The following is a 10,157-nucleotide window of genomic DNA, read 5'->3' as shown; positions in this document are numbered from 1 at the left end:
TGGGCTCCGCGCCCCCGCCCCATGGGGTGAGCCCGCCACCCCGGGGGGGCCCGGCCCCCGGGGGGGGGGGTTGGGGGGGGGGCCCCGGGGGGGGCCCCCCCCCACGAGGGAGTCGCTTGCTCAGCCGAAGACGGCCAGGCTCTTCGCCTTGCCGCGCTGCGCCTCGACGAGGGCGATCAGCCGGCCGCCCGGGCCGAAGACCGCGACCGCGCCCGGCGGGAACTCCGGCATGTCCAGGCGGACGCCGTTCAGCAGGAGCTCGGCCCGCTTCTCGTCGACGTCCCAGCGGGGGAACGCCGCCGCGGCCGCGTCGGCGACCGGCATGACCGTGAGCTCCTCCTGGAGCTGCTCCAGGGTGCGCGCGGAGTCCAGCTTGTACGGGCCGACCCGGGTGCGGCGCAGCGCGGTCAGATGGCCGCCCACGCCGAGGCCGGCGCCCAGGTCACGGGCGAGCGCCCGGATGTACGTACCGGAGGAGCAGACGACGGAGACCACCAGGTCCATGACCGGGGTGCCGTCCTCCGCGGTGTCCTCGCGCACGTCGTACACGCGGAAGGAGGAGACGGTGACCGGCCGGGCCGGGATCTCGAACTCCTCGCCGCCGCGCACCCGCGCGTAGGACCGCTTGCCGTCGATCTTGATGGCCGAGACCTTCGACGGCACCTGCATGATGGCGCCGGTGAGCTCCGCGACCCCCGCGTCGATCTGCTCGCGGGTGACCTTCGAAGCGTCGACCGACGCCGTGATCTCGCCCTCGGCGTCGTCGGTGATCGTGGTCTGCCCGAGCCGGATCGTGCCCAGGTACTCCTTCTCGGTCAGCGCGAGGTGACCGAGCAGCTTGGTCGCCCGCTCCACGCCGAGGACGAGGACGCCCGTCGCCATGGGGTCGAGCGTGCCGGCGTGGCCGACGCGGCGGGTCTTGGCGATCCCCCGCATCTTGGCCACGACGTCGTGCGAAGTGAAGCCCGACGGCTTGTCGACGATGACAAGCCCTTCCGCGGCCGTCGGCCGGGAGGCACCGCCGGGCGTCTTCTGTGCGGTGCTCATTCGGCGGCTTCGTCCTCGCCCTGCTTCTTGTAGGGGTCCGCCCCACCGGCGAACGTCGCGCCCGAGGACGCGTCGCGCACCTTGGCGTCCGAGGCGCGCACCTGGTCGAGGAGGTCCTCGATGTTCTTGGCGGTCTCCGGAAGGGCGTCCGCCACGAAGGTGAGCGTCGGGGTGAACTTGGTGCCCGCGGCCCGGCCGACGGCCGAACGCAGGACGCCCTTGGCGCTCTCCAGGCCGGCGGCGACGCCGGCCCGCTCCTCCTCGTCCCCGTAGACCGTGTAGAAGACCGTGGCCTCCCGCAGGTCACCGGTGACGCGGGTGTCCGTGATGGTCACGTGCGTACCCAGGCGCGGGTCCTTGATGCCGCGCTGCAGCTTCTCGGCGACCACCTCCCGGATGAGGTCCGCCAGCTTCTTCGCCCGCGCGTTGTCGGCCACTGGTCCTTCTCCTCTTTCTTGCCTTGCTTGCTGAGTTCAGTCTTCGTCGGAGTGGAGCCTGCGTCGAACCGACAGCAGTTCCACCTCCGGCCGGGCGGCGACCAGGCGCTCGCACCGGTCCAGTACCTCGCTGAGATGCCCCGGGTCGCCCGACACCATCGCGACGCCGATCTCGGCCCGCCGATGGAGGTTCTGGCCCGACACCTCCGCCGCGCTCACGGAGAACTTCCGCTGGAGCTCGGCGACGATCGGCTTGACGACGGAGCGCTTCTCCTTCAGCGACCGTACGTCGCCGAGGAGCAGATCGAAGGACAGCGTCCCCACATACATGTATGCCCGGATGTCCCGCCGGTTCGGGTTCATGGCCCCGCCAACCGCTTGGCAGGGACATCAGAACCGTACACGCAACGGCCGGGGCCGATCGACGGAATTCCTTCCCGCCGACCGGCCCCGGATCAACGCTGTACGTCAGGCGCGCGGCTTCTCGCGCATCTCGTACGTGGCGATGACATCGTCGATCTTGATGTCGTTGAAGTTTCCGAGGTTGATACCACCCTCGAAGCCCTCGCGGATCTCGGTGACGTCGTCCTTGAAGCGGCGCAGACCCTCGATGTTGAGGCTCTCCGCGATGACCTTGCCGTCGCGGAGGAGGCGCGCCTTGGTGTTGCGCTTGACCTCGCCCGAGCGGATGAGGACACCGGCGATGTTGCCCAGCTTGGACGAGCGGAAGACCTCGCGGATCTCCGCCGTACCGAGCTCGACCTCTTCGTACTCCGGCTTGAGGAGGCCCTTGAGCGCCGCCTCGATCTCCTCGATCGCCTGGTAGATGACCGAGTAGTACCGGACGTCGACGCCCTCGCGCTCCGCCATCTGCGCGGCACGGCCGGCCGCACGGACGTTGTAGCCGATGACGATGGCGTCGGAGCCCATGGCCAGGTCGATGTCCGACTCGGTGACCGCACCCACACCGCGGTGCAGGACACGGATGTCGACCTCTTCGCCGACGTCGAGCTGGAGCAGCGAGGACTCGAGGGCCTCGACCGCACCGGACGCGTCGCCCTTGATGATGAGGTTGAGTTCCTGGACGAGACCGGCCTTGAGCACCTTGTCGAGGTCCTCGAGGGACACCCGGCGGACGCGCTTGGCGAAGGCGGCGTTGCGCTCACGCGCAGCGCGCTTCTCGGCGATCTGGCGGGCCGTACGGTCCTCGTCGACCACCAGGAGGTTGTCGCCGGCACCCGGGACGTTGGTGAGACCCAGGACCAGGACGGGAGTCGACGGGGTCGCCTCCTCGACGTTGTTGCCCTTGTCGTCGAGCATCGCCCGGACACGGCCGTACGCGTCGCCGACCACCACGGTGTCGCCGATGCGCAGCGTTCCGCGCTGGACCAGGACGGTCGAGACGGCACCGCGACCACGGTCGAGGTGCGACTCGATCGCAATACCCTGCGCGTCCTGGTTCGGGTTGGCCCGCAGGTCGAGCGAGGCGTCGGCGGTGAGGACGACGGCCTCCAGCAGGGAGTCGATGTGCAGACCCTGCTTGGCGGAGATGTCGACGAACATCGTGTCGCCGCCGTACTCCTCGGCCACCAGACCGAACTCGGTCAGCTGACCGCGGACCTTGACCGGGTCCGCACCCTCGACGTCGATCTTGTTGACCGCGACGACGATCGGGACGCCGGCGGCCTTGGCGTGGTTGAGCGCCTCGATCGTCTGCGGCATGACGCCGTCGTTGGCCGCGACCACGAGGATCGCGATGTCGGTCGACTTCGCACCACGGGCACGCATGGCGGTGAACGCCTCGTGACCCGGGGTGTCGATGAAGGTGATGCGACGCTCTTCGCCGTTGACCTCGGTGCCGACCTGGTAGGCACCGATGTGCTGGGTGATGCCACCGGCCTCGCCCGCGACGACGTTCGTCTTGCGGATCGCGTCGAGCAGTCGGGTCTTACCGTGGTCGACGTGACCCATGACGGTGACGACCGGCGGACGGGAGACCAGAGCCTCTTCGCCGCCCTCGTCCTCGCCGAACTCGATGTCGAAGGACTCGAGGAGCTCGCGGTCCTCTTCCTCCGGCGAGACGATCTGAACGGTGTAGTTCATCTCCTCGCCGAGCATCGTCAGCGTGTCGTCGGAGACGGACTGCGTGGCCGTGACCATCTCACCGAGGTTCATCATCACCGCGACGAGCGACGCCGGGTTGGCGCCGATCTTCTCGGCGAAATCGGTGAGGGACGCACCGCGCGACAGGCGAATGGCTTCGCCGTGGCCGCGAGGCAGCATCACGCCGCCCACGGACGGGGCCTGCATGGCCTCGTACTCCTGGCGCCTCTGACGCTTCGACTTGCGACCGCGACGCGCGGGACCGCCGGGGCGACCGAAGGCGCCCTGCGTGCCACCACGGCCACCCGGACCGCCGGGACGGCCACCGAAGCCACCAGGACGACCGCCGAAGCCGCCGCCACCGCCGCCGGGACCACCCGGACGACCGCCGCCGCCACCACCGGGACCACCGGGACGGCCGGCGAAGCCGCCGCCGCCACCGCCGGGACCGGCCGGACGACCGGCGAAGCCGGGACGACCGCCGCCGCCACCACCGGGACCACCGGGACGACCGCCGGGGCCACCCGGACCACGGCCGCCGGGGCCCGGACGCGGGCCGGCAGCGGGACGCTGCGGCATCATGCCCGGGTTCGGACGGTTACCGCCGGGCGCGCCGCCCGGACGGGGAGCCTGCGGACGAGGCATGCCACCCGGGGTCGGACGCGCGGCGCCGCCCTGGGGACGCGGGGCGCCGGGAACGCCGCCCTGGCCCTGCGGACGCGGAGCGCCACCGGGGGCACCGGCGCCGCCGGGACGCGGAGCGCCACCCTGCGGACGCGGCGACTGCGGGCGCGCCATGCCGGTGGAGCCACCGGAGGTGAAGGGGTTGTTGCCCGGACGCGGGCCGGCCGGGCGACCGCCCGGACGCGGGGCCTGCTGACCGCCGGGACGCGGGGCCTGCTGACCCGGACGCGGCGCCTGCTGGCCCGGACGGGCGGAGGCGGGACGCGGGCCGGGGGCGGAACCGCCCGCACGGGGACCGGCGGCGGGGGCCGTCGGAGCCGTCGGGGGGGCCGTGAACTCCGGGGTGGTCGGAGCCGGCGCGGCGGGCGCGGGCTTCGGGGCCGGCTTCGGACCCGGACGCGGGCCGGAGGCGGCCGGAGCCGCGGAGGGGGTGCTGCTGGCGGGCGCGGCCGGAGTGACCGGCGCCGCAGGCGCGGCGGGGGCCGGCTTGGGGGCCGGGGCGCCGGGCTTGGGGGCAGCGGGGCGAGCCGCGGCGGCCGGGGACGGCGCTGCGGGCTTCGCGGGGGAAGGCGTCGCCTTGCGGGGCGCGCCGGGCTTGGCAGCGGTCTTGCCGGCGTTGCCGCCGGGACCCTGCAAAGCGTCAGTCAACTTGCGCACGACCGGCGCCTCGATCGTCGAGGACGCCGAACGGACGAATTCACCGAGTTCTTGGAGCTTGGCCATGACGACCTTGCTCTCGACTCCGAACTCCTTGGCGAGTTCGTATACCCGGACCTTAGCCACTTCGCTCCTTTTAGGTCCGGTTACCGCCGGACCGTCGCTACTTCATGGGCGTACTCATCGCGTACTCATCGAGTGCTCATCGCAATCTCGACCTACTTCCAACTCGCGAGGTACCTGACCGCACGGGATTCCGTGCCGTACTTCTTGTTCACTGCTGTGCCGGCTGTTCGACGTGGTGGCGGAGAGCCGCCGTGTCGAGCGGTCCCGGGGCCTTGAAGGCCCTGGGGAAAGCTCGGCGGCGCACCGCCAGGTCGAGACAGACCACGGCGGGGTGCAGGTACGCACCCCGGCCGGGCAGCGTACCGCGATGATCGGGGACGCACTCGTCCTTATTCATCACGATCCGCAGCAGGTCGCTCTTGGCCGCTCGCTCCCGGCAACCCACACAGGTTCGCTCAGGGCACGGGCGGGCATGCGTCCGGCCAGACACGTTAAGTCTACCTCCCCGTACCGACCTCACCCGTTCGGGGTAAAAATCGAACAGCTGTTGGCCAAATACGATCTCAGTCCCGGGGGTCCGAGACCTCGGTGTCGGGACGGATGTCGATCCGCCAGCCGGTCAGACGGGCGGCCAGACGGGCGTTCTGCCCCTCCTTGCCGATCGCCAGCGACAGCTGGTAGTCCGGCACCGTCACCCGGGCCGAACGGGCGGCCAGGTCCACGATCTCGACCTTGGACACCCGCGCCGGGGAGAGCGCGTTCGCCACCATCTCGGCCGGGTCGTCCGACCAGTCGACGATGTCGATCTTCTCGCCGAGCAGCTCGGCCATGACGTTGCGCACCCGGCTGCCCATCGGGCCGATGCAGGCGCCCTTGGCGTTCAGGCCCGAACGGGTCGAACGGACGGCGATCTTGGTGCGGTGACCGGCCTCACGGGCGATGGCCGAGATCTCGACCGAGCCGTCGGCGATCTCCGGCACCTCCAGGGCGAAGAGCTTCTTCACCAGATTGGGGTGCGTGCGCGACAGGGTGACGGACGGACCGCGGACACCCTTCGCCACCCGGACGACGTACGTGCGCAGCCGCAGACCGTGCGTGTAGTCCTCGCCCGGCACCTGCTCCTGCACCGGAAGGATGGCCTCCAGCTTGTCGTCCAGCTTGACGAGGACGTTCTTCGGGTCCTTGCCCTGCTGCACCTGGCCGGCCACGATGTCGCCCTCACGGCGGGCGTACTCGCCGAAGGTGACGTCGTTCTCGGCGTCCCGCAGCCGCTGCTGGATGACCTGGCGGGCGGTGCTCGCCGCGATCCGGCCGAAGTCCGACGGCGTGTCGTCGAACTCCTTGGGCTGCTGCCCCTCCTCCAGGTCGGCCGGGTCTTCCTTCGCCCACACCGTCACGTGACCGGTGTGCCGGTCCAGCTCCACACGGGCGTGGCGCGCGGCGGAGGGGGTGCGGTGGTACGCGATGAGGAGGGCCGACTCGATCGCCTCGACCAACAGGTCGAAGGAGATCTCCTTCTCATTCGCCAAGCCCTTAAGGAGCTTCACGTCGATGTCCACGGCTACGCCTCCTCTTCCTTCTTGTCCTTGCGGTTGAACTCGATCTCGACACGCGCCTTCGTGATCTCGGCGAACTCGACCCGGCGGGCGGTCGCCTTGCGGCCCTTCACGCCCGGCACCTCGGTGTCGAGGCCGTCCTCGTCCACGGCGATGATCCGGGTGACCAGCTCGCCCCCCTCGTCCAGGTTCAGCTTCACCAGGCGGCCGACGGCGCGCACGTAGTGGCGGTGCTGGGTCAGGGGGCGGTCGGCGCCGGGGGAGCTGACTTCGAGGACGTACTCGCCCTCGCCCATCACGTCGCTCGCGTCCAGCTTCTCGGAGATGGCGCGGCTCAGCTCGGCGCAGGCGTCGAGCTCGACGCCCTCCTCCGAGTCGACGATGACCCTCAGCAGTCCGCGGCGGCCGGCCCGGGACACCTCGATCTCCTCGAGGTCGAGGTCCTTCTCGTGAACGAGCGGCTCCAGAAGACCGCGCAGCCGTTCGCTCTGGGTGGTGCTCATCCGGGTGACTCCTCGGCCGCGTGTGCTGTTGTGGGTTCGTCGCGTGTCAGATCAAAGGGTATCCGGTCCGGAAGGGTGTTGCCGTCCACCGGGCCGGGGGCCGCGGGTACGCTCGCCTGCGGTGATCTTCGAATATCTGAGCGTGAGGGAGAAGGCGTGAGGACCATCGGCAGGCGCGCGCTCCTGACCGCCGGGGCGGCGGGCACCGCGACGGCACTCGCCGGGTGCACCTCCTCCGGCGACACGCGCCCGGAGCTTCCCAGCGCCGCCGAACGCGCCGCGCGCGCCGAGGCCGCGCTGCGCACCCGCTCGGCGGCGACCGCCCGCACCCTGCTCGGCCGGTACGACGCGGTGCTCACCGCGCACCCCTCGCTCGCCGGCCGGCTCACGCCGCTGCGGGCCTCGGTCGCGGCCCACGTGAAGGCGCTCGGCGAGGGCGGCACACCCCCGGCACCGGCACCGGAGCCCACGGCGTCCGCCACGGCCGCCGCACCCCACTCCCCCGCCCCGCCCGCCCCCGTACCGGCCGATCCGGCGGTCGCGCTCACCGAACTGGCCGCCGCCGAACGGGCGACCGCCGACACCCACACCGCCGCGCTCCTGACGGCGCCGCCCGAGTACGCCCGGCTGCTCGCCTCCGTCGCCGCCGCCGGCGCGGCCCACGCCTATCTGCTCACCGAAGGGGGCCGCGGATGACCGCGCTCGACGCGGCCCAGGCCGCACTCGCCGCCGAGCACGCCGCCGTGTACGGGTACGGGGTCGTCGGCGCCCGCGTCGGCGAGGCCCGGCGCGCCGAGGCCACCGCCGCGTACGAGGGCCACCGCGCCCGCCGGGACGCGCTGCGCCGCACCGTCCGCGACCTGGGCGGCGAGCCGGTCGTCGCCGCCGCCGCGTACGAGCTGCCGTTCGGCGTCCCGGACACCGCCGCGGCCCTCCGCCTCGCGGCCGTCCTGGAGGACCGGGTCGCCGGGGTCTACTCCGATCTGGTGCGCTCCGCGGACGGTCCGCTGCGCAAGGACGCGGCCGCCGCGCTGCGCGAGGCGGCGGTCCGTGCCGTCCGCTGGCGCGGCAGCGACGTAACCTTTCCTGGGCTCGCCGAACGGGCGTAGTACCCGCCTGACACCGAGGAAACGAAGGAACAAGGCACGCATGGGTTTCGAACCGCCGCAGCGACTGGTGCGGGCGCTCGGCGAGACGTACGGGGAGGCCGTCGCGGCCGAGTGGCTCGGGACGCTCCCCGAGCTCGCCCGGGAGACGCTGGAGCACGCCGGTCTGGTCGCCGAACGGGTGATGGCCCCGGGCGGTCGGAGCAGCCTCGTCGTCCTCGTCCCGCAGGCCGCCCTCAAGCTGGCACCCGCCGTCGCCCGCCCCGACCTGGAGCGGGACGCGCTCGCGCACTGGAACGGCTGGGGCGCGGTGCGCCTGCTCGGCGGGACCGAGGAGGGCGGGCTGCTCCTGGAGCGGCTGCACCCCGAGGTCTCGCTGCGCTCGCTGCCGGAGGCGAAGGCACTCCTGGAGGCCGCCGGGACCGTCCGGCGGCTCTGGGTCGAGCCGCCCGCCGGCCACGGCTTCGAGTCGGTCGCCGAACGGACCGGGCGGCAGGCCGCCGCGATGGGCGCGCACCGGGCCGACGCCGAGGCCGGCGCGCTGGTGACGGCCGCGCTCGCGGCCCGCGAGGAGCTGCTCGCGGGCGAGGCCGAGACGCTGCTCCTGCACGGCTGCTTCCGCCAGGGCAAGGTCCTCGCGGGTGACCGGGTGCCCTGGCTCGCGGTCGGCCCCGAGCCGCTGGTCGGCGAGCGGGCGTTCGACCTGGCGCGGCTGGTGCGGGACCGGGTGGAGGACCTGGTGGCCGCGTCGGCGGGGGCCTCGGCGGCCCGGCGGCGGGTGAACAAGCTGGCCGACGCGCTGGACATGGACCGGGAGCGGCTGCGCGGCTGGACGCTGTTCCGCGCGGTCGAGTCCGCGACGCGCGCGCTCGACGCGGGGCGGCCGGCGGACGCGGAACTGCTCCTTGAGTTCGCGGGCTGGCTGTAAGGGAATACCCTTTTTGTAACCCTTTCTCAGGGGGCCCGTCATGATCCAGGAGATCCTGATAGCAGTCGTGGGGGCGGGGGCGGCGGTCGCGGTGTACGCGGGCGCCGCGGCGCGGGTGGTGAAGCAGTACGAGCGCGGAGTGGTGTTCCGCTTCGGGCGGCTCGTCGAGGGGGTGCGTCAGCCCGGCTTCCAGATGATCGTTCCGGTGATCGACCGGCTGCACAAGGTGAACATGCAGATCGTCACCATGCCCGTGCCGGCCCAGGAGGGCATCACCCGGGACAACGTGACAGTGCGGGTCGACGCGGTCGTCTACTTCAAGGTCGTGGACGCGGCGGACGCGCTGGTGCGGGTGGAGGACTACAAGTTCGCCGTCTCGCAGATGGCGCAGACCTCGCTGCGGTCCATCATCGGCAAGAGCGACCTCGACGACCTGCTGTCCAACCGCGAGAAGCTCAACCAGGGCCTGGAGCTGATGCTCGACAGCCCGGCGATGGGCTGGGGCGTGGCGATCGACCGGGTGGAGATCAAGGACGTGTCGCTGCCGGAGACGATGAAGCGCTCGATGGCCCGGCAGGCCGAGGCGGACCGGGAGCGGCGCGCGCGCGTGATCAACGCGGACGCGGAGCTCCAGGCCTCGAAGAAGCTGGCGGAGGCGGCGCGCCAGATGGAGGACACGCCGTCCGCGCTCCAACTGCGGCTGCTGCAGACGGTGATGGCGGTGTCGGCCGAGAAGAACTCGACCCTGGTCCTGCCGATCCCGGTCGAACTCCTCCGCTTCCTGGAGCGCGCGGGCGGCGGGCCGGAGCCGGCGTCGCCGAAGCCGGAATCGTCGAAGCCTGAATCGCACAAGCCCGTGGCGCCGAAGCCCGCGCCACCGCCGGCGGTGCCGCCCATGCCGTACTCCGACGCGTACCTGAAGGGCGCGTCGCACGCGGCGGAGGCGATCGAGGACCTGACGGGGGCGTCGGTGGAGCCGGCGCCGCACGAGGACGACGGGGGTTCCCGAGACCACTGAAAGGCCTCCGCCCCGCCGGGAACGGCGGGGCGGAGACCTTTCAGCGTCAGAC

General features: G+C 72.2%; 11 protein-coding genes. 4 read left to right on the top strand and 7 right to left on the bottom strand.

From position 1 onward, the window contains the following. Positions 1–120: 120 nt before the first annotated feature. From truB to rimP, 7 genes are all read right to left on the bottom strand, one after another. Positions 121–1,047 (bottom strand): tRNA pseudouridine(55) synthase TruB, encoded by a 927-nt coding sequence (gene truB, locus ACZ3ZE_RS30635; protein WP_361177492.1) that lies wholly within the window; start codon positions 1,045–1,047, stop codon positions 121–123. Beyond that, a complete protein-coding gene (gene rbfA, locus ACZ3ZE_RS30630; RefSeq protein ID WP_361177494.1) occupies positions 1,044–1,484 on the bottom strand; it encodes a 30S ribosome-binding factor RbfA in 441 nt (146 codons plus the stop codon). Before rbfA ends, truB begins: the two co-directional genes overlap by 4 nt. A gap of 36 nt (positions 1,485–1,520) precedes the next feature. Next, on the bottom strand, positions 1,521–1,814 hold the full coding sequence (locus ACZ3ZE_RS30625) for a DUF503 domain-containing protein (RefSeq protein ID WP_361177674.1): 294 nt from the start codon (positions 1,812–1,814) through the stop codon (positions 1,521–1,523). Between the two features lie 138 nt (positions 1,815–1,952). Next, positions 1,953–5,054, bottom strand: coding sequence for a translation initiation factor IF-2 (gene infB / locus ACZ3ZE_RS30620; protein WP_361177496.1), 3,102 nt, complete (start codon positions 5,052–5,054; stop codon positions 1,953–1,955). Positions 5,055–5,202: 148 nt separating this feature from the next. Further along, positions 5,203–5,484, bottom strand: a complete 282-nt coding sequence (locus tag ACZ3ZE_RS30615; RefSeq protein WP_361177498.1) for a YlxR family protein — start codon at positions 5,482–5,484, stop codon at positions 5,203–5,205. A 73-nt stretch (positions 5,485–5,557) separates the two neighbouring features. After that, positions 5,558–6,553 carry a transcription termination factor NusA gene (nusA, locus tag ACZ3ZE_RS30610; protein ID WP_361177500.1) on the bottom strand — a complete coding sequence of 332 codons (996 nt, stop codon included), beginning with the start codon at positions 6,551–6,553 and terminating at the stop codon, positions 5,558–5,560. Positions 6,554–6,555: 2 nt separating this feature from the next. Further along, the gene (rimP, locus tag ACZ3ZE_RS30605) at positions 6,556–7,053 is read right to left on the bottom strand and encodes a ribosome maturation factor RimP (RefSeq protein ID WP_361177502.1); all 498 of its coding nucleotides are present in this window, start codon (positions 7,051–7,053) and stop codon (positions 6,556–6,558) included. Positions 7,054–7,209: 156 nt separating this feature from the next. Here rimP and ACZ3ZE_RS30600 point away from each other — a divergent pair, with 156 nt between their 5' ends. From ACZ3ZE_RS30600 to ACZ3ZE_RS30585, 4 genes are read left to right on the top strand one after another with little or no spacing between them, the layout of a single operon-like run. Beyond that, positions 7,210–7,749 carry a hypothetical protein gene (locus ACZ3ZE_RS30600; RefSeq protein WP_361626191.1) on the top strand — a complete coding sequence of 180 codons (540 nt, stop codon included), beginning with the start codon at positions 7,210–7,212 and terminating at the stop codon, positions 7,747–7,749. Beyond that, positions 7,746–8,162 carry a ferritin-like domain-containing protein gene (locus tag ACZ3ZE_RS30595; protein ID WP_361626188.1) on the top strand — a complete coding sequence of 139 codons (417 nt, stop codon included), beginning with the start codon at positions 7,746–7,748 and terminating at the stop codon, positions 8,160–8,162. Before ACZ3ZE_RS30600 ends, ACZ3ZE_RS30595 begins: the two co-directional genes overlap by 4 nt. 40 nt (positions 8,163–8,202) lie before the next feature. After that, positions 8,203–9,087 (top strand): aminoglycoside phosphotransferase family protein, encoded by an 885-nt coding sequence (locus tag ACZ3ZE_RS30590; RefSeq protein WP_361177508.1) that lies wholly within the window; start codon positions 8,203–8,205, stop codon positions 9,085–9,087. 40 nt (positions 9,088–9,127) lie between these two features. Next, on the top strand, positions 9,128–10,105 hold the full coding sequence (locus ACZ3ZE_RS30585) for a slipin family protein (protein WP_361626182.1): 978 nt from the start codon (positions 9,128–9,130) through the stop codon (positions 10,103–10,105). The last annotated feature ends 52 nt before the right edge of the window (positions 10,106–10,157 follow it).

It is taken from the genome of Streptomyces sp. NPDC023157, assembly GCF_055560575.1.
This window is presented reverse-complemented; position numbering and strand designations above follow the sequence as displayed.